This is a genomic window from Reyranella soli (assembly GCF_007992495.1).
Taxonomy (GTDB): Bacteria; Pseudomonadota; Alphaproteobacteria; order Reyranellales; family Reyranellaceae; genus Reyranella; species Reyranella soli.
The window spans coordinates 14,889-37,178 of the sequence record NZ_BKAJ01000122.1; the positions used below are offsets into that span (position 1 = coordinate 14,889).

At 67.1% G+C, this 22,290-nt stretch carries 23 protein-coding genes; 12 read left to right on the forward strand and 11 right to left on the reverse strand.

From position 1 onward, the window contains the following. Positions 1 to 11: 11 nt before the first annotated feature. Together RSO01_RS31790 and RSO01_RS31795 are read right to left on the reverse strand one after the other, a co-directional pair. The gene (locus RSO01_RS31790) at positions 12 to 848 is read right to left on the reverse strand and encodes a DMT family transporter (RefSeq protein ID WP_147154584.1); all 837 of its coding nucleotides are present in this window, start codon (positions 846 to 848) and stop codon (positions 12 to 14) included. A gap of 97 nt (positions 849 to 945) precedes the next feature. Then, positions 946 to 1,572, reverse strand: a complete 627-nt coding sequence (locus RSO01_RS31795) for a glutathione S-transferase family protein (protein WP_147154585.1) — start codon at positions 1,570 to 1,572, stop codon at positions 946 to 948. 197 nt (positions 1,573 to 1,769) lie between these two features. Between RSO01_RS31795 and RSO01_RS31800 the strand changes: the two genes are divergently transcribed. Continuing rightward, positions 1,770 to 2,546, forward strand: a complete 777-nt coding sequence (locus RSO01_RS31800; protein ID WP_147154586.1) for an HpcH/HpaI aldolase family protein — start codon at positions 1,770 to 1,772, stop codon at positions 2,544 to 2,546. A gap of 35 nt (positions 2,547 to 2,581) precedes the next feature. Here RSO01_RS31800 and RSO01_RS31805 read toward each other — a convergent pair whose 3' ends face one another. Continuing rightward, positions 2,582 to 3,799: a cytochrome P450 gene (locus tag RSO01_RS31805; protein ID WP_147154587.1), complete on the reverse strand. Its 1,218-nt coding sequence runs from the start codon at positions 3,797 to 3,799 to the stop codon at positions 2,582 to 2,584. A gap of 7 nt (positions 3,800 to 3,806) precedes the next feature. Next, a complete protein-coding gene (locus RSO01_RS31810; protein WP_147154588.1) occupies positions 3,807 to 5,192 on the reverse strand; it encodes a DUF3592 domain-containing protein in 1,386 nt (461 codons plus the stop codon). Positions 5,193 to 5,349: 157 nt separating this feature from the next. On the opposite strand from RSO01_RS31810, the gene RSO01_RS31815 reads away from it, so the two are divergent. From RSO01_RS31815 to RSO01_RS31825, 3 genes are read left to right on the forward strand one after another with little or no spacing between them, the layout of a single operon-like run. Continuing rightward, complete coding sequence (locus RSO01_RS31815; protein WP_147154589.1) at positions 5,350 to 7,272, forward strand: potassium transporter Kup; 1,923 nt, start codon at positions 5,350 to 5,352, stop codon at positions 7,270 to 7,272. 16 nt (positions 7,273 to 7,288) lie between these two features. Continuing rightward, positions 7,289 to 7,987 carry an alpha/beta fold hydrolase gene (locus RSO01_RS31820; protein ID WP_147154590.1) on the forward strand — a complete coding sequence of 233 codons (699 nt, stop codon included), beginning with the start codon at positions 7,289 to 7,291 and terminating at the stop codon, positions 7,985 to 7,987. Further along, positions 7,984 to 8,385, forward strand: a complete 402-nt coding sequence (locus RSO01_RS31825) for a GNAT family N-acetyltransferase (RefSeq protein ID WP_147154591.1) — start codon at positions 7,984 to 7,986, stop codon at positions 8,383 to 8,385. The genes RSO01_RS31820 and RSO01_RS31825 overlap by 4 nt, the downstream gene beginning before the upstream one ends. Before the next feature lie 102 nt (positions 8,386 to 8,487). Here the strand turns inward: RSO01_RS31825 and RSO01_RS31830 are convergent, their stop codons facing one another. Both RSO01_RS31830 and RSO01_RS31835 read right to left on the reverse strand, forming a co-directional pair. After that, positions 8,488 to 8,925, reverse strand: coding sequence for a CHRD domain-containing protein (locus RSO01_RS31830; protein ID WP_147154592.1), 438 nt, complete (start codon positions 8,923 to 8,925; stop codon positions 8,488 to 8,490). Positions 8,926 to 9,013: 88 nt separating this feature from the next. Next, complete coding sequence (locus RSO01_RS31835; protein WP_147154593.1) at positions 9,014 to 9,895, reverse strand: sigma-70 family RNA polymerase sigma factor; 882 nt, start codon at positions 9,893 to 9,895, stop codon at positions 9,014 to 9,016. Between the two features lie 117 nt (positions 9,896 to 10,012). Between RSO01_RS31835 and RSO01_RS31840 the strand changes: the two genes are divergently transcribed. Both RSO01_RS31840 and RSO01_RS31845 read left to right on the forward strand, forming a co-directional pair. Then, a complete protein-coding gene (locus tag RSO01_RS31840; protein WP_147154594.1) occupies positions 10,013 to 10,309 on the forward strand; it encodes a hypothetical protein in 297 nt (98 codons plus the stop codon). A gap of 15 nt (positions 10,310 to 10,324) precedes the next feature. After that, positions 10,325 to 10,954 carry a DUF899 family protein gene (locus RSO01_RS31845; protein ID WP_170303511.1) on the forward strand — a complete coding sequence of 210 codons (630 nt, stop codon included), beginning with the start codon at positions 10,325 to 10,327 and terminating at the stop codon, positions 10,952 to 10,954. On the opposite strand, the gene RSO01_RS31850 is transcribed toward RSO01_RS31845, so the two are convergent. The 5 genes from RSO01_RS31850 to RSO01_RS49115 all read right to left on the reverse strand — a co-directional run bounded on the left by RSO01_RS31850 (position 10,955) and on the right by RSO01_RS49115 (position 16,280). Next, the gene (locus tag RSO01_RS31850; RefSeq protein ID WP_147154596.1) at positions 10,955 to 11,437 is read right to left on the reverse strand and encodes a hypothetical protein; all 483 of its coding nucleotides are present in this window, start codon (positions 11,435 to 11,437) and stop codon (positions 10,955 to 10,957) included. Between the two features lie 430 nt (positions 11,438 to 11,867). Next, positions 11,868 to 13,418, reverse strand: coding sequence for a hydantoinase/oxoprolinase N-terminal domain-containing protein (locus tag RSO01_RS31855; protein WP_147154597.1), 1,551 nt, complete (start codon positions 13,416 to 13,418; stop codon positions 11,868 to 11,870). Beyond that, positions 13,415 to 14,497 carry an S-methyl thiohydantoin desulfurase family protein gene (locus RSO01_RS31860; protein ID WP_147154598.1) on the reverse strand — a complete coding sequence of 361 codons (1,083 nt, stop codon included), beginning with the start codon at positions 14,495 to 14,497 and terminating at the stop codon, positions 13,415 to 13,417. Before RSO01_RS31860 ends, RSO01_RS31855 begins: the two co-directional genes overlap by 4 nt. Continuing rightward, entirely contained in the window at positions 14,494 to 15,573 is a 1,080-nt protein-coding gene (locus RSO01_RS31865) for an S-methyl thiohydantoin desulfurase family protein (RefSeq protein WP_246158965.1), read from the reverse strand. Before RSO01_RS31865 ends, RSO01_RS31860 begins: the two co-directional genes overlap by 4 nt. 56 nt (positions 15,574 to 15,629) lie before the next feature. After that, a complete protein-coding gene (locus tag RSO01_RS49115; RefSeq protein ID WP_147154600.1) occupies positions 15,630 to 16,280 on the reverse strand; it encodes a flavin reductase family protein in 651 nt (216 codons plus the stop codon). A 140-nt stretch (positions 16,281 to 16,420) separates the two neighbouring features. Between RSO01_RS49115 and RSO01_RS31875 the strand changes: the two genes are divergently transcribed. The 6 genes from RSO01_RS31875 (at position 16,421) to RSO01_RS31900 (ending at position 22,274) form a co-directional block, all read left to right on the forward strand. Continuing rightward, positions 16,421 to 16,741, forward strand: coding sequence for a RedY/HapK family protein (locus RSO01_RS31875; RefSeq protein ID WP_147154601.1), 321 nt, complete (start codon positions 16,421 to 16,423; stop codon positions 16,739 to 16,741). Between the two features lie 7 nt (positions 16,742 to 16,748). Then, positions 16,749 to 17,762, forward strand: a complete 1,014-nt coding sequence (locus RSO01_RS31880; protein ID WP_147154602.1) for an LLM class flavin-dependent oxidoreductase — start codon at positions 16,749 to 16,751, stop codon at positions 17,760 to 17,762. A gap of 8 nt (positions 17,763 to 17,770) precedes the next feature. Continuing rightward, positions 17,771 to 18,628 carry an FAD binding domain-containing protein gene (locus tag RSO01_RS31885; RefSeq protein WP_170303512.1) on the forward strand — a complete coding sequence of 286 codons (858 nt, stop codon included), beginning with the start codon at positions 17,771 to 17,773 and terminating at the stop codon, positions 18,626 to 18,628. After that, a complete protein-coding gene (locus RSO01_RS31890) occupies positions 18,625 to 19,104 on the forward strand; it encodes a (2Fe-2S)-binding protein (protein ID WP_147154604.1) in 480 nt (159 codons plus the stop codon). Before RSO01_RS31885 ends, RSO01_RS31890 begins: the two co-directional genes overlap by 4 nt. A gap of 35 nt (positions 19,105 to 19,139) precedes the next feature. Then, entirely contained in the window at positions 19,140 to 21,365 is a 2,226-nt protein-coding gene (locus tag RSO01_RS31895) for a xanthine dehydrogenase family protein molybdopterin-binding subunit (RefSeq protein ID WP_170303513.1), read from the forward strand. Positions 21,366 to 21,443: 78 nt separating this feature from the next. Beyond that, entirely contained in the window at positions 21,444 to 22,274 is an 831-nt protein-coding gene (locus RSO01_RS31900) for an IclR family transcriptional regulator (protein ID WP_170303514.1), read from the forward strand. Positions 22,275 to 22,290 lie beyond the last annotated feature (16 nt).

Here is a 22,290-nt window from a genome sequence, read left to right on the forward strand (position 1 = left end):
CCAAGATTACCTCAGCGCGTGATGGCGAGAAGCATGATCCCGGCCGTCACCAGCAGCGCCGCAGCAACGCGGCGCGGGCCAAAGCCCTCCTTCAGGACGACCGTGCCCAGCACCGTGCCAAAGATCACGCTGGTTTCGCGCAAAGCCGTTACCGGCCCGAGCGGCAGGTGCTGGGCTGCGACGAGATAGGCGAGGAAACCCACCACGGACACCGCGCCTGTCAGCAGCCCCAGCGCGCCGTAACGTCGGGCGTAGGCCAGGACGGCGGCGTGCCGAACGGTGATGCCATAGCAAAGCATGCCCAAGCCCGTGACGATCTCCAGACACGCCTGAAAGCCCAGCACCGTGCCGGCGGTGCGCACGCCCAACCCGGCGAAGGAGCTGTAGGTGGCGACCGAGACGCCGGTCGCCAGGGCAAAGCCCACCGCGCCGCCACTGGCGCCGGCGCCGAAGGAAAGGGCCATGATGCCGAGCGAGATCATTGCGACCGCCGCGACCTGGCCCAGGCCCAGCGTCTCGCCGATCGCGAAGAAAGCGGCGATCGTGGTCAGCATCGGCGCCAGGCCGCGCGCCAGCGGGTAAACGACGCTCATGTCGCCGACACCGTACGAGCGAATCAGAAGAGCGTAGTAGGCGAACATCACCGCGGCGGTGAGAGCCAGCCACTTCCAGCTCTCGGGCGCGGGCCAATCGACGAATGGCAAGGCAACCAGGCCGAACAGCAATCCCACCGTCCGGATCGCCACCATCGTCAGGACGCGATCGCCGGCCGACTTCATCAAGGCATTCCAGACGGCGTTGGCGATCGCCGACAGGATGACCAGGCCGTAGAGCAGCGCCGCGGACATCAACCGATTACCGGGCGCATCCTGCGGGCGGTCAACGGCCGAGACGCCGTCGAGCCGCCACGCAGACAGTTGTAAGGTCGCGAGCCGCGACGAGAAATCAGACCGCCGCGGCGAGGCCTTCCTGCTCGATCGTGCGCTTCACGGCCGGGCGATTCTTCATGCGCTCGTAGTGGGCGGCGCAGTTCTTGGGCAGCGTCATCTTCATGCGCGCCGCGGCCCAGAACTCGACGTAGAACAGAGCGGCGTCGGCGATCGAGAACTGGCCGGCGACGTACTCCTTGCCCTCGAGCGCCTTGTCCATGATGGCGAGGCCCTTCTCCATGATCTCCTTGCCGCGCGCCTTGACCGTGTCGTGATCGGCCTCGCTCGGCGCGTAGTTGGCCGGACGGAACATGCGCGAGAAGCCCTGCATGTGCATGGTCGAGACGACGTAGTCCAACGCCTCGAGGACCTTCGCCTCGCTGTCGGGATCGCTGGGCAGCAGGCCCTTGTCGGGATTCTTGCGCGCGAGCCAGGTGGCGATCGCCGGGAACTCGGTCAGCACCGAGCCGTCGTCCTTCACCAGCGTCGGCACCTTGGACTTCGGATTGATCTTCACGAAGTCGGGGCCGTACTGCTCCTGCTTGGCGCCGTCGATCTTCTGCAGATCGTACGGCTTGCCGATCTCCTCGAGGAGAACGTGGATGCCGATCGAGCAGGCGCCGGGCATGTAATAGAGCTTCATGGCTAACTCCCTTGAGTTGGGTGGTCGTCGTGGACGGCGGACGCTAGAGCGTTTTCTGATCGGATGGAACCGTCCCGGTTCCATCCGATCAGAAAATCGCGCAACGGTGATGTTGGCTTCACAGGGCACATTCCGCTCGGCTGATTCCAGCCGGGCGGAATGTGCTCTAGCATCGCCGCCACAATGGGGGAATCACAATGCCGGCAGACAATCTCCGATCGCTTGTAGGGACTTCACAGACGAAAGTCGGCACGTTCCTCTTCGAATTCGCGACACCGGGCATCGGTCAGATCCTCAAGGCGGCGGGTGCGGACTTTGCGGTGCTCGACATGGAGCACACTGGTTTCGGATTCGATACCGTCCGCCAGGTAGTGCGGTACTGCCAGGCCGCAGGGCTACCGCTGGTGGTGCGCGTGCCGAGCCAGCAGCGCCATCACATATCGCGTGCACTCGACACCGGCGCGGACGGCGTCATGGTGCCCATCGTGTCGTCGGTCGAGCAGGCCAAGGCGGTGCTGGATGCCGCCAAGTACTGGCCCGACGGCACGCGCGGCGTGGCACTGGGCCTGGCGCACGAGCGCTTCGCCATGCGCGCCGAGCCATTGGTGCCGCGCTTCGCCGAGCAGAATGCGCGCACCGCCATCATCCTGCAGGTCGAGGATCCGCGCGGCGCCGCGGCGGCCGACGAGATCGCGGCGATGCCCGGTGTCGACATGCTGTGGCTCGGCCACAACGATCTCTCGGTGGCGCTGGGCGAGCCGGGCGCGTTCGATCATTCCGATTTCGCCAAGGCCGAGCAGGCGACGATCGCCGCCGCGAAGAAGCACGGCAAGTCTGCGGGCCGCTTGGCGGTCGACGCCAAGCAGGGCGCCGAGTTCGCGGCGATGGGTTACGACTTCGTTTCGATTGCCGGTGATGTGTGGCTGCTGCAGCAGGCGTTTGCGGCGGGTTTGGCGACGGTGAAGAAGGGATAGCTGGGGGCGCGCCACTCCAGTGGCGCGCCCCCAAGCTACGCCCTGATCACCACCGGCAATGAGCGGATGCCGCGGATGAAATTCGAGTAGAGCCTGACCGGTGGCCCGACGATCTCGACGTCGAGGTCGCGCAAAAGCATCTCCTGCCACAGGATCTTCAGCTGCATCTCGGCCAAACGGTCGCCGACGCAGCGGTGGATACCCGCGCCGAACGACAGGTGATGGCGCGGCCGCGGCCGGCCGACGATGAAGCGCTCGGGCTCCTCGATCGCGGTCTCGTCGCGATTGCCCGAGACGTACCACATCACGACCTTGTCGCCCTGCCGGATGGTGCGGCCGGCCAGCTCGCAATCGCGCGTCGCGGTGCGCCGCATGTGGATCACCGGCGTCTGCCAGCGGATGACCTCCGACACCAGGCTGTCGATCAGTTTCGGATCGGCCTTGACCTTGGCGAGCTCGGCCGGGCTCTCGCGCATCGCCATCAGGCCGCCGGTCATCGAATTGCGCGTCGTGTCGTTGCCGCCCACGATCAGCAGCCCGAAGTTGCCGATGAACTCGCGCATCGGCATCGCCTTGGTGGCCTCGGCGTGCGCCATCATCGAGATCAGGTCGAACTTGGGCGGCTGGGCAGCGCGTTCTTTCCACAGCGCGGCCATGGTCTCGGCCATCGTCGTGAGCTCGGCCATGCGCTCAGCCTCGCTCTTCACCACGGCGTCGGCCGCCTCGATGTTGGCGATGGCGACGTCCGACCAGTGCGTCAGCTTGCGCCGCTCCGCCTGCGGGAAATCGAACAGCGTCGCCAGCATCAGCGCCGTGAGCTCGGTCGAGACGCGATCGACCCAGTCGAAGGTCTGGTTGCGCGGCAGGCCGTCGAGCACCGCCGCCGTGCGCTCGCGGATCAGGCCTTCCATGTTGGCGAGGTTGGTCGGCGCCACGATCGGCGCCACCGTCTTGCGCTGCGCGGTGTGGCGCGGCGGGTCCATGCGGATGAAGTTGGGCAGCTCCTGGCCCTTGGGCTGGTCGGCGATCTGGATGCCGCCCATCTCCGAGGCCGAAGAGTAGGTCGCGTGGTCGAGCTCGACCTTCATGATGTCGGCGTAGCGCGTCACCGACCAGTAGGGCCCGTACGGGCTGTCGGCGTGGCGATGGACCGGATCGTCGCGGCGCATCGCCGCGAAATGCTCGCGCCAGGTATCGTCGCGATAGAGCGTGGGGCTGCTGACGTCGGCGAGGGCGAGAGGTGGCGCATTCATGGCGACCCTATGAAAAGACGCCGGCCTGTTGGACGGCAAGGGCGAAGAGAGCGATGGCAACGACCAGCAGAAGCCAGCGTGTTCCCGTTGGATTTTCCAATGCGGCGTTGGTCGGATTGGCGGGATCGTAGTGGACGTCGACGACCGCACCCTTGGGATAGCGGGCGGAGACGCCGGCGGCATAGGATTCGCTCGCCGACATGGTCACACCGAGCTTGACCTGGCGACCGACGTAGTCGACGTCGTTCACGCGGTAACCATACTCGACCGCAGGCGCGTAGGTGACCGTCGTCCGCCCGTCGGAGCGATTTTCGATGCGCTCGGTGCCGCTGCTGAGCACGGAGCCGCGCACCAGCGGCCAGTCGGCCGCCCGGCGCGACAGGCGCCAGCTGGCGATGAAGAACAGTAGCACGAGCAGCCCAAAGGCGGCCGCGAAGATGACAACGGGCGTGTTGGCGTGCGGATAGTGCTGCTCGATGAGGTGCGGCGCAGCCGTTACGAGCCAATAGACGATGCCCACAAAGACGATCACGCCGCCGACCAGGATCGCCAGCCCCTTGCCAACGCCTTCGGGCACGCCGCGTTCGAGCACGCAGTTCTTCGGGTTGGCCGGGTCGTAGTAGACGGTGACCGCCGCACCAACAGTATAGCGGCGCAGTGTCGCCTCGGTGTTGGCGCCCCCTGAATCCTCGCCGACGCTGATGCGGTCGCCGCGTATCTTGCGGCCGCCGACAGAGAACTCGTATTCCACGGCCGGCATTGTCTTCACCGTCGTGGTCTCGCCCGCGAAGCGGTGGTGCTCCGCCGCGGTGCCACTCTTCACGATGCGCCCGACCGCCGTCGACCAGCCCGCGGCACGCCGCACTTCCAGCATTTTGTTGGCGACCGCGACCACGAACAGCACGACCATGGGCAGGAAGATCAGGCCGATCCAGAAGTAGTCGGAATTGCCGAACGGCACCCATTGGCGCACAAGGCCGGCAAGGACCACAAGCGCGATCGAACCGACCACAATCGCCACCGCCCAGGTCGGAGGTTCGGACGACCGCCGCTTCGCGGCAGGCCGCGACTCTTCTTCCTCCTCGTCGGCCTCGCGGTCCCAGGTGAAGACCTCTCGCCAGCCGGGCTCGCGCGCGCAATAGCGCAGCAGGACGGCTGTCGCCTGTTCGGCAGTGAACGGCCGGGCGGGATGGCCCTCGCGATGCCCATCGTCGGCCGTCACGTCATAGGTGCCCTCGGGCCGGGCCGTCACCTCGATATTGGAGCCGTCGTCCTCATCGTCGAGGACGACATACCAGCCCTGGGGGTGGGGCGCGCCGTCGAACGCCCGGCCGATATCGTCGGCCGACGGATCGGTCGTGAACTTGCCGTTGATGCAGAGTTCCATGGCCATAGCTGGCTGCCCCTGAGCCCGTCCCCTGAACGCTCAGCACGGCCCGTGCAAAGGTCAAGCATTTTTGCCGCAACAGCTCTGTATTTGGCGCGTTGACAGGCGAAAGGCGGGGGCGCACACCGTCGCGCCGCCGCCACCATGGCGGCGTTTGAGCTTTATGGCCCCTGACAGTACCAGCCCGTCGACCGTCACCGACGCTGCCCACCCCTCCCATGACCACGGCAAGGCCAGGGCTGCGCTGATCGTCGGCGCGCTGGGGGTGGTATTCGGCGACATCGGCACCAGCCCGCTCTATGCGCTGCGGGAGACCTTCCTGCACGACACCAGCCTGGCGCCGACGCCCGACCACGTGCTTGGGGTGCTGTCGACCCTGTTCTGGGCGGTGACCCTCACCGTCACCATCAAGTACGTCACCCTGATCATGCGCGCCGACAACAAGGGCGAAGGCGGCGTGCTGGCGCTGGCGACCCTCGGCACCCATGGTCTGAACGGCAAGGGCCGGCGCATACGGGTCGGCATCACGCTGCTGGCCGTGATCGGTCTCGCCTTGTTCTACGGCGACGCCATTATCACGCCGGCGGTCACGGTACTCTCGGCCGTCGAAGGCCTGTCGGCCGTGGCGCCGGCCTTCGAGGCGTACGTCGTGCCGCTTGCGCTGGTCATCCTGGTGGCGCTGTTCATGCTGCAGTCGCGCGGCACTGCCGACGTCGGCCGGCTGTTCGGCCCGGTGATGCTGGTCTGGTTCATCGTGCTGGGCGTGCTGGGCGCCTGGCAGATCGCCAAGAACCCGTCGGTGCTGCGGGCGATCAATCCGCTCTATGCCGCCGACCTGATCGCCGACCAGGGGCTCGGCATCTTCTGGGCGTTCGGCTCGATCGTGCTGGCCGTCACCGGCGCCGAGGCGCTCTACGCCGACATGGGCCACTTCGGCCGCCGCCCGATCCGCACCGCCTGGCTCTCGCTGGTGATGCCCGGCCTGCTGCTCAACTACTTCGGCCAGGGTGCGCTGATCATCGAGAATCCCGCCCTCATCCGGCAGGTCTTCTTCGAATTGGTGCCGCAGGACTACATCATCTTCCTGGTGGCGCTCGCGACCTTCGCCTCGGTGATCGCCTCGCAGGCCGTCATCACCGGCGTATTCTCGCTGACCCGCCAGGCGATCCAGCTCGGCTACCTGCCGCGCATGGCGATCCAGCACACGTCGGAGACGACGATCGGCCAGATCTACATCCCCCGCGTCAACTGGATCCTGATGATGGGCGTGGTGGCCCTGGTGGTGGGTTTCGGTTCGTCGGGCGCGCTCGCCGGCGCCTATGGCCTTGCCGTCACCGGCGCCATGCTGGTCGATGCCGCACTCGCCATGGCCGTGGCGATCCTGGTCTGGAAGTGGCGCTGGCAGGTCGCGGCCCTGGTGTTCGGCCTGCTGGCGGTGCCCGACCTTGCCTTCTTCATCGCCAACGCGCTGAAGATCCCCGACGGCGGCTGGCTGCCGCTGGTCGTGGCGTCGCTGGTCTACTTCACCATCACCACCTGGCGGCTGGGCCGCCGCATGGTCGCCACCGAGATGAGCGAGGGCACCCTGCCCTTGCGCCAGTTCCTCGAGCGCATGGAACGCGCGCCCGACCGCGTCGCCGGCACCGCGGTGTTCCTGACGGCCGATGCCAGCCATACGCCGGCGGCCTTCCTGCACAACCTCAAGCACAACAAGGTGCTGCACGAGCGCATCATCATGCTGCAGGTCGAGACCATGGACGTGCCGCGCGTGCCCGAGGCCAACCGTGTCGAGGTCGAGCGGCTGGGCAAGGGGTTCCATACCGTGGTCGCCCGCTACGGCTTCACCGAGCAACCCGACGTGCCGGAGGCGCTGCGCGCCTGCCGGCCGCACGGCATCGCCTACGACGAGATGGAGACCAGCTTCTTCCTCGGCCGCGAGACCCTGGTGCCTAGCCAGCATTCCAAGCTCGGCAAATGGCGCCGCGACTGGTTCATCTCGCTCTCGCACTCGGCCTCGGCCACCAAGACCTTCTTCCGCATCCCGCCGAACCGCGCTATCGAACTGGGCAACCAGATCCAGATCTAGCCTTCGGCCCCCTCTGATGCCCCGCACGACGCTCGTTCTACTTCCCGGCCTGATCAACACGCGCCGCGTCTTCGAGCATCAGATCGAGGCCCTGTCCGACATCGCCGACTGCATCGTTCCCGAGCCGTGGCACCACGAGACGATGGGCGCGATGGCCGAGGCGGCGCTGGCAATGGCGCCGCCGACCTTCGCCCTGGGCGGCTTCTCGATGGGCGGCTACGTCGCCTTCGAGATGTTGCGCCGCGCCTCGCACAGGGTGGAGCGGCTGGCCCTGATCGACACCCAGGCCGTGCCCGACTCGGCCGAATCGACCAAGCGCCGCCGCGCTCTGCTCGATCAGGCCAAGGTCGGCCGTTTCCGTGGCGTGCAGCGCACCCTGCTGCCGCAGCTCGTGCATCAGCGCCACATCGACGATGCGGCGATCGCCCAGCCGATCTTCGACATGGCCCAGGAGATCGGCGCCGACGGGTTCGTGCGCGAGCAGCGCGCCATCATCGATCGCGCCGACAGCCGGCACCTGCTGGTCGACATCGACGTGCCGACCGTAGTGATCGTCGGCCGACAGGACCAAGTGACGCCGCTGCCGCGCTCCCAGGAGATGGCGGCCGACATCGCCAACTCGCGACTGGTCGTGCTGGAAGAATGCGGCCACATGAGCCCGCTGGAGAGACCGGCGGAAGTCACCGAGGCCCTGAGGAGATGGTTGAGCCAATGAACACAGTCTATGCCCGCGAGGATTATCTCGGCGCCGACGAGTACATCGATGTGGTGCGCAAGTCGGGCCTCAACCGGCCGATCGAGGATCGCGGGCGTGTCGAGCGCATGCTGGCCCATGCCAACCTGATCCTGACCGCGCGCCAGGACGGCCGGCTTGTGGGCTTTGCCCGCTCGCTGACCGACTTCTGCTTCTGCTGCTATCTCTCCGACCTCGCCGTCGACAAGGCCTGCCAGGGCCAGGGCATCGGCAAACGGCTGATCGAGGAGACGCGGGTGCAGGCCGGCGGCGAGGTCACCACGACGCTGCTGCTGTCGGCGCCGACGGCAATGACCTTCTATCAGGGCATCAAGATGCCCAACGCGGATAACTGTTTCCTGTATCGCAGGAAGCGCTAGCGGGCGCCCGCTCGCTCATGTTCTTCCGGACCGCGCGTGGCCTCGCGCGCTCATGGTCATGAGCGCGCGAGGACGCGCTGCGGTCCAGAAGACTATGAGCCCCTACTTCATGACCTGACCGCGGATCTCACCACCCTTGTTCGCGGCGGTGTGGATGTTGAAGTACCACTTGCCGTCGGCGAGGTCCTTGGCCTGTGCGTCGGTCAGCGTCGCTTCGCCCTTGATCGGGGTGGTGACGGCGCCGTTCACCGGAACGACGACGCCGGCATTCGTCTTGGCGTCGGCCGGGCCGTGGAAATGGGCCGCGGTCGCGGGACCCGTCAGGTCCTTGTAGTTCACGGTATAGGTGAGCTTCTTGCTGGCGGGATCGTAGGTCGCCGTCAGCGCGCCGGTGCCCTTGCTGTCATTGGGCGGGACCTGCGTCGATGCCTTGAGATCGGCCTTGTAGTTGACGGCCTGGGCGAAGGCCGCCGGGGCCAGGGCCAGGAACGATGCGGCCATCAGGCCGGCGACCGAGGAGCGAAGCAGCATTCTGCGCATGATCCCTACCTCCCTTGTAGACAGACGTCGACGCCAACGCATCATGCACCCGGACGTTGCCCGGACACGTCATCACAAGCAGTTGAGTTCACGGAAAGTCGATCAGCTCGGCATCCTCCACGGCGTAACGGGCATAGCGGAAATCGCGGATCTTGGTCAGGCGACCATCGGCCCAGTCGATCAGCATGAAGTAGATCGGTGGCCCCGCCGGCTCAGCCGGATCGAGCACCACGACTGCCGGCCGCCCTTCGACCAACCCCGGGACGAGATGCCAGTCGGTGGTCTGGCTGTAGTTGCCGAAGTAGCGGCTGACCTCGCTGCGGCCGTTGAGCCGCGTGCGGTTCACGACCTCGACCTTCACTTCGTCGGCGAGCTGGGCGCGCAGCGCGTCGAAATCGCGGGCGTTGAAGCGCGCCACGTAGGCGGCAAGCCGTTGGCGGTCGGCCTCGGCCAGCACCGGCGGCGGCCGGTCGTCGGGCTCGGCGGCGAACTCGCTCAAGCGCTGGCGGCCGCGATGCAGGTTGGCTTTCACCGCGGGCACCGTGCTCTCGAGCACTTCGGAGATCTCCTCCAGCGAATGGCCAAGCACGTCCATCAGGATGACACTGCTGCGCTGGGCTACCGGCAGGCGCATCAGGATGCGCAGGCTGGCGGCGGCGGCCTGGCGGCGCTCGATCGCACTGTCGGGGTCGGCGATCGTCTCAAGCTCTTCCTCTCCGTCCTGCACGCCCTCGCGGCGGGCGCGGCGGCGCAGGAAATCCAGAGACGCGTTGTGGGCGATGCGGAACAGCCAGCCCTCGGCATTGGCGAGCGGGCCAGTGTGCGGGAAGGCCTCGATCGCCTTGATCAGCGTCTCCTGCAAGACGTCCTCGCCGTCGATCACCGAGCCCGTCATGTGGGCGCAGTAACGGTGCAGCCGTGGCCGCAGCTCGGCCAGCAGGCGCTCGAACTCTGCTTTGGGGTCGGTCATACCCACCTCTTATGCCAGCACGACGTTCGGGACGGGCCAAAGGATTCGACTTTTTTCGCGAATCCTTTGCCGGCGGCCGGACGTCTTCCCGGGACAGTAACGTCCAAGGAGACAGCCATGAAATGGACCCTGGTACGCTATCGCGCCAAGCCCGAACGGGCCGACGAGAACCAGCGCCTGAGTGCCGCGGTGTTCGACGAACTTTCAGCCAAGTCGCCGGCCGGGCTGCGTTATGCCGTATTCCGGCTGCCCGACGACACGTTCGTCCATATCGCGATGTCGGACGACGGCGGCCCAGCCCTGTCGAGCTTCGAGAGCTTCCGCGCCTTCACGAAGGACATCCGCGAGCGCTGTGCCGAGCCGCCGCAGCCGGCCGAGCCTGCGATTGTCGGCAACTACGGCATGCTTGCCTGAACCGGAGGAATGATCATGCAGCACGACATCGTTTCCGGCGCGGAATGGCTGGCGGCGCGGCAGGCGCTGCTGGCCGAGGAGAAGCAGCTCGCCGAGTTGCGGGCGCGGATCGTCGAGCGGCGCCGGGCGCTGCCCTGGACGGCGGTCGACAAGGCCTATGCCTTCGACACGCCGGCCGGGCGGCAGTCGCTCAGCGATCTGTTCGAGGGCCGCGGACGGCTGATCGTCTATCACTTCATGTTCGCGCCGGAATGGACGGACGGCTGCCCGGGCTGCTCGCAGCTCGGCAACCATCTCGACAGGCTCGACGAGCAGCTGGCCCGCCACGACGCCACCTTCACTGCGGTCTCACGCGCGCCGATCGACAGGATCGACGACTACCGCCGACGCCGCGGCTGGCAGTTCCGCTGGGTGTCCTCGCAGCCGTCCGACTTCAGCTACGACTATCAGGCCGCCTACCGGCCCGAGCAGGTCGGCCAGGAAGTGGTCTACGGCTTCGAGCGCACCCGGATGGACCGCGAGGACGTGCCCGGCACCAGCGTGTTCGCCCGCAGCGCGGCGGGCGAGGTGTTCCACACCTACTCCGCCTACACCAATGGCGGCGACATGCCGCTCAGCCTGACCTATCTCAGCCTGCTCGGCTGATCAGCGGCCCTGCTGGGCCCGCACGGCGCGCTGATACTGGCTGGCGAAGCCCTGCAGTGTGTTGGTGAGCGGGCCCGCCATGCCGTCGGCCTGGGTCGAGAGCTGGACGGTGATCGACGAGCCCGTGAGCATGGTCTGCAGCAATTCGGCCGACTTGGGCTGGGTATAGGAGCAGGCGCCGCCGGTGCAGATGCTGGTCGACACGAACGGCCAGTTGTCGACCTGCATGCTGGCGCTCGAGCCGACGCCGTCGGCCACGATGGTGAGCGTGGTGTAGGCCACCGAGTAGGTCACGATCAGGAACGTGCCCAGAAGGTTGTTGGGGCCGCCGTCGATCATCGCCGACACGGTGCAGTCCTTGCCCTTCTCGTAGTTGCAGTTCATCACCCACTGGTTGGGCGGCTGGTTCTGGCCCATGGGCTGGGCCACGGCGGAGGCGGCCAGAAGACAGAGGCCCAGACCGGCGACAACAGATCGTTTCATTTTTCTCTCTCGTTAGCCTTCGGCCAACGTATCAGGTCGTTGCCTCTTCTCCGAGAACGATCTCGCTCCGGTCAAGACACCTGTCGAACGGCGAGCTCGAAGGCCTAGTAGTGAAACAGGTGACTGCAATGCTAGCCGCACCAGGCTCGATATGGGTCTAGTGAAACAACAGCGAGAGATACGTTCCCACAGACAAGGCGATCCATATCATCTTCGCCATCGGCCGCTTTCGAAGCCAATACAGAAGAGGAGTGACAACAAAGAAGAAGAGCCCAACCCCAAGCCCAGAGGTTCCAATATCGCCAGACCTGAAGCATCGCCACCATGAGGACAAGGCCTATCAAGACGCCTGGCACCCAGGCGCGTCGCTCGGGATCTGAGACCGGCCGAGGTGAGTCCGGTTGCAGGTCGCAGCCGAGTTGTAGCCGTTCTAACTTGCCGCCACATCCCCCACCACGCGCACTCTCACCCGGACCGAGTTGCCGGGCAGATAGGCGAGCGGCATGTCCTCGCTTTCGATGGTGCTGAGGGTCTTGCGGTCCGCCCCGGCGGCGACGGCGCGGTCGTTGGCGATGCCCTGGGCGGCGGCGATGGCGTCGGTGCGGGTCATGTCCTTGAAGATCTGGTCGCACTCGCCCGAGACCTGGGCGATGGCCGCCCCCACGGCATTGGCGCAGTCGCCGTGCTGGACATGGATCACCTGGGAGACGCCGGGCAGCTTGTCAGGGATCAGGAAGGCGCCGCCGCCGACGGCGATCAGGGGCACGTCGCCGGCCTCGGTCTTCATGCGGTCGATCGCCTCTTCGGCGAGGCGCGCGGCCGCGGCGAAGACCTTCTGGCAGGTGGCGGCGTCGAGATAGGCGACCTTGGCCTTGTCGCCGAGCTGCAGCACGTCGCTCGCGATGGCGATATCCGTGGTCGTGAGCTGCCTGCCGCCGAAGGCAATGCCGTCCCTCAGCAGCCGGTAACCCACCGACACCGGCCCGACCTTGATCGGCCCTCCAGCGGATTCCAGCGAGACGTGGCTGCCACCGCCCAGGCCGATCGACAGCAGGTCAGGCATGCGGAACAGCGTGCGCACGCCGCCGACCTTGACCACCGAGTTGGCCTCGCGCGGGAAGCCGTGCTTCAGCTGGCCCACGTCCGTCGTCGTGCCGCCGACATCGACCACCATGGCGTCGCCGAGGCCGGAAAGATACGCCGCGCCGCGCATGGAATTGGTGGCGCCGGAGGCGAACGAGTACACCGGCAGGCGCCGCGCCTGATGCGCCTCGGCCACCGTGCCGTCGTTCTGGGTGATGAACAACGGCGCGGCGATGCCGGAATCGGCGATCGCCTTCTCGAAGGCCGCAATCGTGTCGCGCGACAGGTCGGCCAGGGCCGCGTTCAGCAGTCCGGCATTCTCGCGCTCCAGCAGGCCGATACGGCCGAGGTCAGACGAGCAGGTGATGACGGCGTCGGGCAGCTCGGCCGCGACCAGCTCGGCCGCGCGCTTCTCGTGGCTGGGATCGAGTGGCGAGAAGATCGAGGAAATGGCGACCGACCTCAAGCCCTTGGCCTTCATCTCGACTGCTGCCTTGACGACGGCCGCTTCGTCGAGCGGCATGAACGGCCGGCCGTCATATTCGTGGCCACCTTCCACCATCCACACGCCGCCACGCACCAGCTCGGCCAAGTCCTCCGGCCAGTCGCAGAACGGCGGCAAGGAGGCCGAGGCCGGCATGCCAAGCCTGAGCGCCGCGACCTTGGTCAGGTGACGGCGCTGGACCACGGCATTGATGAAATGCGTGGTGCCGATCATCACGCCATCGATGCGCTTGCCCGCCAGCACGCCGGTCGAGCCGAGGCTTTTCAGCGAATCGAGGATGCCCGTGGTCACGTCCTCGCTGGTCGGCGCCTTTACGGCGCGCACGACTTTGCCTTCCTCGATCAGGACGGCGTCGGTGTTGGTGCCGCCCACGTCAATGCCAATGCGTCTCATGCCTCGAACACGCTCCTGAAGTCGATGTCATAGCCGAAGGCGCGCGGACCGACATGGTCCAGGCCGCGCGGCGAAAGGAAAACGGCGGGCGGCGGCAGGGCAATCACCGTGACTCGCTGGCCGTAGCGTACCGTCTCGCTGCCGACGGCTTCGCCGGACACCAAATCGAGCACGCAGATCAGGTCGGGCGTCATGGCGAGCGGTTTGTCGTCGCGCCAGGCCACGATCCACTCGTTCTGGAAGTTGATGGTCATGGCCGAGCCGCGCCAGTCGTCGAGCCCGTCCAACCGCAGCACGCCGCGCAAAAAGCCCTCGGTGGCGCGGCGCGCCACGTCGAGCACCTTGCCTTTGTATAGAAGCTTGCCCGGCTCGACTGACAGGATGGCGGCGATCGGGTCGTCATGCTTGCGCTGCGCCTCGCGCACCGCCTGGCCGATGGCGATGGCCTTGGTCGTGGTGCCGTGGATGCCCCATTTCTTGACCTCGGCGCCGGTGCGCGGCGGCTGACAGGTGGCGGCGACCGAACCGTATTCGACGCAGATCTTGCGCGCCACGCGCTCGGTCCATTTCCACGTCGGCACCTTGTGCACGATGCTCTCGAAGCCGCGCACGTCGACTGCCGTCAGGGGATAGGGCGTCAGCCCACCGACCGCGACCGAGGTCATCTGCGCCTCGGGATAGGCCCGCCCCATGGTGTCGGAATCGACCACGGGAAGATCGAGGTGCGCCGCCGCCATGAACGGCCGCACGCCGTTGGCGCCGCCGATCTCCATGCTCATCAGGGCGCGGAAGCGGCGGCCAAGATGGCGCTCCATCGCCGTGACAGCGCGGGCGAGCGTCAGGCTGTCGGTCAGCCGCTCCTGGCCGACCAGCGGCGCCCCCATGTTGGCGACGGTGCCGACCCAGTCGTCGTCGGCAAGGTCGGCCGAGTCCATCAGCTGCACGCGATGGCCGTCGCGATAGAGCGCGCGCATGTTGAGCAGCGGCAGATAGGGATTGCCGCCGCCGCCCGTGCCCAGCACCCAGGCGCCGACCGCCAGCGCTTCGATGTCGTCGAGCGAGAGTTCCCGCAGCGTCACGCGAACACGCTCTTGAAGTCGATGTCGTAGCCGAAGGCGCGCGGACCGACATGGGCCAGGCCCTTCTCGGACAGGAAGACCTTCGGCGGCGGCAGGGCGATCACGGTGACGCGCTGGCCGTAGCGAATGGTCTCCGTGCCGACCGCCTCGCCCGACACCGAATCGAGCACGCAGATCAGGTCGGGCGACATGGCGATCGGCTTGCCGTCGAGCCAGGCCACAATCCATTCGTTCTGGAAGTTGATCTCCAGCGTCGCGCCCTTGTGGTCATCCATGCCGTCGAGCCGAGTCTTGCCGCGCAAAAAGCCTTCGGTGGCGCGGCGCTCGACGTCCGCGACCTTGCCCCGGTAGAGGATCTTGCCCGGCTCGACGCCGAGGATGGCGGCGATGGGATCCTCGTGGCGCCGCTGGGCCTCGCGCACGGCGTGGCCGATGGCGATGGCCTTGGTGGTGGTGCCGTGGATGCCCCATTTCTTGACCTCGGCGCCGGTGCGCGGCGCCTTGCAGGTCGAGGCGATCGAGCCGTATTCGACGCAGATCTTGCGGCTGACGCGCTCCATCCACTTCCAGGTCGGCACCGAGTCGACCACCGATTCCAGGCCGCGCACGTCGACGGTGGTGAGCGGACAAGGTTTCAGGTCACCCACGGCGACGGAGGTCATCTGCGCCTCGGGATAGGCGCGTCCCATCATGTCGGAATCGATCACCGGGCGCTTGAGATGCGCCGCCGCCATCAAGGGCTGGATGGAATTCCCGCCGCCGATCTCGAGCGACATGATCCCGCGGAACCTGGTGCCGGTGTGCTCCTCCATCAGCGCCACGGCGCGGGCGATGGTGCGGCTGTCGGTCAGGCGCTCCTGCCCCACCAGCGGCGCGCCCATGTTGGAGACGGCGCCGACCCAATCGTCGTCGGCGAGTTCCTCCGCGGGCATGAGCTGCACGCGATAACCCTCTTTGTAGAGGGCGCGCATGTTCAGAAGGCCGAGATAGGGGCTGCCGCCGCCGCCCGTGCCAAGCACCCAGGCGCCGACGGCCAGAGATTCGATGTCATCCAGTGTAATGTCGCGTAACGGCACGTTCGTATTTCCCGATATTTCTATGTAGCGCCTGCTGCAGTGCTGACAAGCGCACCTTAGACGCTGACGAGGTCGGTCAGTCGGCAGTAGTTGCGTCCGCCGATGCGGCCGAGTGGCGCGTAGCGGCCGATGTCGACACGGCCGTCGTCGATCAGGCCAGGCGCGGTGTGGATCATCACCACCTCGCCGGCGATCAGCGTGCTGGCGCCGGCGAAAGGCACCATGCGGTGCAGCTGGCATTCGAATTGCACCTTGGATTCCGCGACGCGCGGCACCCTCACCCGCGTCGAGGGGACGACATGCAGCCCGGCATGGCCGATTTCACTCTGCTCCGGAGGCAATTCGTCGGCGCAGAGTTGCACGGCCAGCGCCAGTTCCTCGGGCGCGGTGTTGATGACGTACTCGCCGAGGCGGCTGATGTTGGTCAGCGTGTCCTTGATGGGCCCGTTGTCCTGGTTCTGTCCGTCGCGATACCCGCCGTCGCGCTGACCGACGATGATGCCCAGCAGCGGCGGCTCGGAGGAGATCAGGAAGAACTGGCTGAACGGCGCTGCATTGATGACGCCTTCCGGCGAGAGGCTGGTCACCAGCGCGATGGGACGCGGAACGATGCAGCCGCTGAACAGCTTGTAGCGGGTTTGCGCCGAGAGATGCTCGGGCAGGATCGTCTCGCTGGCGACCGCATCGCGCTGTGATGAGCCTTGCACCGCCGACCTCCATCATCGTGCAGACGCTTTATTGTTGACACATTCGAGAGCCGACTACCACTATGTTTCGAAAGACGAGCCACTGTCTCGATTAACGAGACACGCTTTTCGCGAACGGGTTTCAGTGTCGGAGGTGTCGTATGCCAGTTCGGTATGTTCTCATCACGCTCAAGCCGGGCGTGACCGCCGAGGCCTACGAGAAGTGGGTGCGCGAGTACGACTACAAGGTCGCGGCGACCCGCGAGAACCTCATCAAGTACGAGGTCTACCGCATCACCTCGCCGATCAACGGCCACGAAAATGCCGGCTGGACTCACCTCGAGCGCATCGAGATGAAGAGCCTCGAGCAGGCAGCCATCGACGCGAAGACGCCGTCGGGTGTCGAGCTTCGTCGCCAGCTGTGGGGCACCTACGTGGAGAAATCGCAGATGATCGATTTCGCCACCGAAGTGGTGAAGTAGTCACGCGATGATCCCGGGTATCCTCAACGTCGGCCATCATCCCGCATCGCACGCGGTCGAGGTGGCGCAATTGGGCGAGAGTGTCGGCTTCGAGCAGTTCTGGGTCGCCGACGAGCGGTTCTACCGCGACGCCTATGCGTTGCTGACGGCAGTGGCACTCAGCACGCAGCGGATCACTATGGGCACCTGCGTCACCGATCCGTACACGCGCCATCCGGCGCTGACGACCGTGAGCGTGGCGACGCTGGACGAGATGTCGAACGGCCGCGCGCTGTTCGGCCTGGGTTCGGGCATCTCGGGCTTCATCGAGCTCGGCCTCGAGCGGCCGAAGCCGATTGCAGCCATGCGCGAGGCGATCGAGCTCTTCCGGCGCATGCTGACCGGCGAGGTGGTGGATTACGACGGCAAGATCATCAAGTTCCACAGCGGTCGGCTGAACTTCATGCCACCGCGCGCCACGATCCCGGTCTACGTCGCGAGCAACGGGCCGCAGGGTCAGCGCATGGCCGCCCGTATCGCCGACGGCGTGATCATGGAAGCCTGCTCGCAGCCCGAGGAGGCGGAGGCCTTCGTCAAGGGGGTCCGAGATGCGGCGAAAGAGGCCGGCCGTGATCCGGCCTCGGTGCGCTGCATCGCTCGCCTCAACGCCTGCGTGGCGTCGGACGGCAAAGCGGCGCGCGACGCCGTGCGGCTGCGTGCGGGTCGCATCATGGCGGCGGGTCGCACGGTGTTCGCGACGCACGACGAACTCGGCCTCAGGCTGCCGGCGGCCGTGCTGGCCGAGGTCGCCGACGTCCCCTATGCGGCAGGCGGCGCGCCGTACGAGCGCATCCTGCCGCACGTGACGGACCGGCACGTCGATGCCGTGGCGCTGGCCGGCACGCTCGAGGACGTGACGGCTCGTGTCGCCGCCCTGAAGGCGGTCGGCATCGACGGCATCACCATCTCGCCCTATGCGCCGCCGGGCGAGACGACGGCGTCCACCGTCCGGGCGCTCGGTCCCGTGATCGCCGCGGCCTGACCATGCACGTGCACCGCGCCACCAGTGTCCGGCAGGCCGCCACGATGATGGCGGCCCTGGGCGCAGGCGCACGGTTCCTGGCGGGCGGCACCGACCTGCTGATCCAGTTGCGCCGCGGTGCGCTCGCCTGCGATCACCTGATCGATATCGGCCGCATCGCCGGCCTCGACGGCATTGCCATAGAAGGCGATGCCGTCCGTATCGGCGCCCTGACTCTTCATCATGCTGTCGAGCGGCACGCGGGCTTCGCCGGTCCTTTGCGGTCCCTCATCGAGGCGTCGCGCGTCGTCGGCGGCTGGCAGGTTCGCAACATGGCCACGATCGGCGGCAACGTCGCCAACGCCTCGCCGGCGGCCGATCTGGTGCCGGTGCTGTTGTCGCTCGACGCCACCGTCGAACTCACGGGCGCCGACGAAACACGGCGTCTGCCGCTGCCTCAATTCCTGCTTGGCCCGCGCCGGACCGCCGCCCGCCGCGACGAAGTGCTGACGGCCTGCCACTTTGTGCCGCCGGCCGGGCGCCACGCCACGGCCTTCTTGAAGGCCGGCCGGCGCAAGGCGATGGAAATATCGATCGTGAACGTGGCGGCGCTGCTGGCCGTGGACGACGCGGGCCGTTGCCGGAGCGCTCGCATTGCCCTGGGGGCGGTCGGCCCGGTCGCCTTTCGGGCCACCGATGCCGAGACCGGCCTGCAGGGAGGTCCGCTGTCGGACGAGGCGTTCGAGGAGGCGGGAGCCGCCGCGGCGGCGGCGAGCACCCCGATCGCCGACGTGCGCGCCTCGGCGGTCTACCGTCGCCATCTCGCGGCCCGGCTGACGGTAAAGACGCTGCGGCTCTGCCGTGAGCGTCTGCAGGAGGTGGCATGAGCACGCGGCTGTTCCGTCTGCACGTCAACGGCGCGGTCCGCGAGGTCGAGGCGTCGGAGTCGGCGACCTTGCTCGACGTGCTGCGCGGGCCGCTGGCGCTCGTCGGCACCAAGGCGAACTGCCTCGAGGCGGAGTGCGGCGTCTGCACGGTGCTGTTGGACGGTCGAGCGGTGACGTCATGCCTGGTGCTGGCGGCGCAATGCGAAGACCGCGAAGTCGTCACCATCGAAGGGTTGGCCGAAGCGGGCGAACCGCATCCGCTGCAGAGCGCGTTCCTCGAGCACGGCGCCGTGCAGTGTGGCTACTGTATTCCCGGAATGATCATGACGGCGGCGGGGCTGCTGCGCGAGAAGCACGACCCGGACGACGAGGAGATCCGTGAGGCGATGGCGGGCACGCTCTGCCGCTGCACGGGATACGGCAAGATCGTCGCGGCGATCAAGGCGGCGGCGCGCAACATGAGGCAGGGGCGATGAGCGGCGCGACTTCCCATCGGTATGTAGGTCGTCGTGTGGTTCGGCTGGACGGCGCACCGAAGGTCCGCGGCGAAGCGGCCTATCTGGGCGACCGGGCGGTGCCGGGTCTTCTGCACGGCGTCGTGCTGCGCAGCCCCCATCCGCACGCCTTGATCCGTCGCCTCGACACGCGCCGCGCAAGCGTGATGCGGGGGGTACGGGCGGTGATCACGGCCGCGGACGTCCCAGAGACGCGTTACGGCATCTATATCAAGGATGCGACGGTATTCGCGCGTCATCGCGTGCGTTTCGCGGGCGAGGCCGTGGCGGCCGTCGCGGCCGACACGCTCGAAGCGGCACGGGCGGCCGTCGCGGCGATCGAGGTCGACTACGAGCCGGTGCCTGCGGTGTTCAACGCCGAGGACGCGCTGCGGGACGATGCGCCGCTGGTGCATCCGGAATGGGAGCAATACGATGCCGCGCCGATCCTGGTGCGCCTCGGCAACCGTTCGACGCGCGGTGTCATCCGTGTCGGCAACGTCGAGGAGGGCTTCGCCAAGTCCTTCCGCATCTTCGAGCATCGCTTCACGACCGCAAAAGTGCACGCGGGCTACACCGAGCCGCGCGGCGCCATCGGCTTCTGGGACGACGATGGCAGTTGCACGGTCTGGTCGTCGACGCAGCTCCCCTTCGCCGTCCAGGAGACCCTGGCCGATGCGGTGGGCCTGCCATCCAGCAAGGTGCGCGTCGTGGCGACGACCTTGGGCGGCGGCTTCGGCGGCAAGCTGACGGTCGGCGTCGAGCACCACGCGGTGCTGCTGGCGCGCTCGGCCAGGGCGCCGGTGAAGGTCGTGAGCACGGTCGAGGAGGAACTGACCTCGTCCCTACCGCGTCAGCCGGCCATCGTCGACGTGAAGACCGGCGTCGACCGGGACGGCCGCATCCTCGCCAAGCAGGGGCGCATCATCCTCGACACCGGCGCATTCTCCGGATCAGGACCACAGACCGCCTCGAGCTGCACCAACACGCTGCACGGTCCCTACAACATCCCGAACGTGCTGCTGGAAGGCGTCTCCGTCTACACCAACAACATCACGACGGGCGCGTTCCGCGCGCCGTCGGGCCCGATCGGCAACTTCGCCTGCGAATCGCAGATGGACATCATCGCCGACTCGCTCGGCATCGATCCGCTGGAGCTCCGGCTCCGCAACATCTTCCACGAAGGCGACAAGGGACCGTCGGGCGCGGTGCTGGCGGCCGTTGGTCTCGAAGAATGTCTGCTCCGCGCCGCCGACGCGATCGGCTGGAACGAACGCCGGCCGGGCAAGGACCGCGGCAAGGGCATCGCCTGCGGCTGGTGGATGACGACCGGCATGACCTCCGAGGTCGACGTCACGCTGCATCGCGACGGCCGCGTCGTGCTGAACAGCGGCGCCGTCGAGATAGGCACGGGCGCCCTCACCGGCGCGGCGCAGGTCCTGGCCGACGATCTCGGCGTTGCGGCGGAGCAGGTCACGGTCATCGGCGGTGATACCCGAGACTCGCCCTACGACTACGGCGCCCAGGGCAGCCGCACCACGTTCTGCGTCGGCAATGCCTGCAAGAACGCCGCCGTCGAGATGCGTCGGGCGCTGGCGATCATGGCGGCGCCCGTGCTCGGCGTGGCGCCGGACGTCATCGAGCTGCGCGACGCCGCGGCGCATGGCGACGGGCGATCGATTCCGTTCGCGGAGCTGCTCGGAGATGAGGGCGTCAAGGTGCGTGGCGTGTTCACAGCGCCGGCCGTTCCACACGAGGCGTCCCGGCTCGAGAACCACATGTCGCCCGCCTGGCATGCGCCGAGCTTCCACGCCCATGCGGTCGACCTTTCGGTCGACGAGGATACCGGTGACGTCACGGTCCATCGCTACGTCGTCGCGCAGGATGTGGGCTTCGCCATCAATCCGACCTACGTCGAGGGCCAGATCGAAGGCGGCGCCGTGCAGGGCATCGGCCAAGCCCTGTTCGAGGAGATCGTCTCGCGCGACGGCATCGTGCAGAACCCGAACCTGACCGACTACAAGATGCCGACCATGCAGGATGTCCCGACCGTCGAGACGATCCTCGTGCAATATCCCACTGCGCACGGCCCATCCGGCGCCAAGGGTGTCGGCGAGCCTCCCTGCATCGAACCGCCGGCGACGATCGCCAATGCCATCGCGGCCGCAACGGGTGCGCGCGTGCCGACCTTACCCATGACCGCGGAGCGCATCTGCGCGGCGCGGGGGCAGATCGAGGCATGATGGTGGTCAGTGTGCGCATGAACGGTCATCTGCGGCGCTTCATGCCGGACAATGCGTCGACGATGGCGGATGGCTGAGATGGCGACTCGCACGCGCACGACGAAGACGGCCACCAAGAAAGCGACCAAGGGCGATCGCAGTCAAACCGTCGAGCGTGCGCTCGAGGTTCTCGCCGCATTCGACGATGCACATCCCGAGCTCGGCATCCGCGAGCTGGCTCGAATGTTGCAGATGGATCGCACGGTGGTTTATCGGATCGTCGCGACGCTCGAAGCGCGCAAGTTCCTCGAGCAGAACCCGGCAACGCGCCGCTATCGCATCGGCCAGGCGGCCTTCATGACGGGTCAGTATTATGTGCGCTCCAACCCCATCTTCAACGCGGCGGTGCCGCGCCTGCAGACGGTGGCGACGACGCACAACGTCAACGCCTTCCTCGCGACACTGCACGAAGACTCCGTCCTCTACATGAGCTCGATCCAGCTTCGCGAGCCCATCACATTCCTGTTGTCGGCAGGCAGCCGCGGCCGCCTGCATACGACGTCGCTCGGCAAGGTGCTGCTGGCAGGCCTGGAGGATGCCCAGGTCGAGAAGACCCTGCGGCGCATCCGCATGGTGCCGCTGACACCACGCAGTCAGGTTTCGGTCAAGGGCCTGATGAGCGAAGTGCGACAGGTACGCCGCCAGGGCTATGCGACGTCGCGCGACACGATGGTGATGGGGCTTGCGAGCGTGGGGGCGCCGATCCGCGATGCCAGTGGCGCCGTGGTCGCGGCGATCAGCCTGTCGCTGCCGAGCGACGAAGGAGACGAAGCCTTCATGCGCAAGCTGACGCGCACGGTGATCCAGTGCGCCCAGGAGATCAGCCTCGCGGTGGGCGCGACGATCGATGGGTGTGTCGATGCTGCTTAGAGAAGGGGGTACCGAA